Raw genomic sequence first — 1,673 nt, forward strand, 5'->3', positions numbered from 1 at the left:
TGTGATATGCTCCCCTATAGGTAGACAGATTAAAAAATAAAAATCTGTTTACCTTGGGGGAGTTTTTCTATGCCTAATAGTAAGTATTCTAAAGAATTTAAAAATGAAGTTTTACTGGCTTATGAAAAAAGAGAATGTAGCATAAAAGAATTTTGTTCCAAATTTCAAATTACTCATTATTCATTAAAAGAATGGATTAAGCAGTTTGAGAAATATGGATCAGAAGGCTTAAAACAAGCAACCACATGGAAATCATATTCAAAAGAGTTAAAAAAATCAGCTATAAACGACTTTCTTACAGGGGAATACTCTGCATATGAAATCGTTAGTAAGTATGAAATTTCAAGTCGAACTGTGCTCCAAGGATGGGTTAACAAGTATAATAGTTATAGAGAATTAAAGGATACGTCACAAGAAAGGACGAGCTCTATGACTAAGGGAAGAAAAACGACTTGGGAAGAACGAATACAAATTGTAATAGATTGTTTGGGTAACGGAAAAGATTATCAAGAAACAGCTAGTACTTATAATGTTTCTTACCAACAAGTTTATCAATGGGTTAAGAAGTATGAAGATGGCGGTGAGGAAGCGCTAAAAGATAAACGTGGTAAAAAGAAAGAAGAAGCTCAACTGTCTCCAGAAGAGAAAATCAACCTTCAAATGAAAAAGTTAGAAAGAGAAAATGAACGGTTACGTGCAGAGAATTTATTTTTAAAAAAGTTAGAGGAGATCGAAAGGAGGCGAAAATAAACCAAATCCAATTTGAAAATAAGTATGTCGCTATTCAGGAGCTTCATGAGAACGAGAATTTGAGCATTAGTTTACTTTGTGAAATTGCCGACATTGCACGATCTGCATACTATAAGTGGCTTAATCGTACTCCTTCTACCCGAGAAATACAGAATGAAGAAATCATCAAACGGATGAAAACTCTCCATGAAAAAGTTAATAGCACTTTCGGTTATCGCCAAATGAATCTTCACATGAATAGACAGTTTAATAAGAAATTAAATCATAAAAGAATTTATCGACTAATGAAAGTGGCTGGCTTACGTTCTGTCATTAGGGTCAAGAAGAACCAATATAAACGCTCAACACCTCAACATGTCACGGAAAATATATTAAATCGGGAATTTAACGCGGCAAAACCAAATGAAAAATGGGTCACGGATGTTACAGAATTTAAGTATGGTCAGTCAAAGAAGGCCTATTTAAGTGCGATTCGTGATCTTTATGATGGATCGATTGTAAGTTATGTTCTAGGACATTCCAATAATAATCAACTTGTATTCAAGACGCTTGACCAAGCTACAGTACTTTTAGATGGTGAGCATCCACTTATCCATAGTGACCGTGGGTTCCAATACACCTCTAAAGGATTTAAACGTAAGGTAGATTCGGCAAAGATGACACAAAGTATGTCACGAGTGGGTCGGTGTATTGATAATGGACCTATGGAATCCTTTTTTGGAACACTGAAATGTGAGAAATATTATTTAAATAAATATAAGACATTTGAGGAACTTTGTACTGCAATAGATGAGTACATCCATTTTTATAATCATGAAAGATACCAAAAAAGATTAAACGGCCTCAGCCCTATGGAATATAGAGCTAAAGCCGCTTAAATACTTTTTATTATTTCCACTGTCTACTTGACAGGGGGCAGTTCA

The 1,673-nt window shown here is 34.4% G+C and carries 1 protein-coding gene; it reads left to right on the top strand.

Annotated features, from left to right (window positions below):
• The first annotated feature begins 69 nt into the window (after positions 1-69).
• Positions 70-1,628, top strand: a protein-coding gene (locus N7Z68_RS24110; RefSeq protein WP_275120953.1) for an IS3 family transposase whose coding sequence is annotated in 2 segments (ribosomal slippage) — positions 70-712 and positions 712-1,628 — 1,560 coding nt in all. Because the reading frame shifts where the segments join, the coding sequence is not laid out codon by codon here.
• The last annotated feature ends 45 nt before the right edge of the window (positions 1,629-1,673 follow it).

The sequence above is a fragment of the Alkalihalobacterium chitinilyticum genome (assembly GCF_029028005.1).
GTDB classification, from domain to species: Bacteria; Bacillota; Bacilli; order Bacillales; family Bacillaceae_F; genus Alkalihalobacterium; species Alkalihalobacterium chitinilyticum.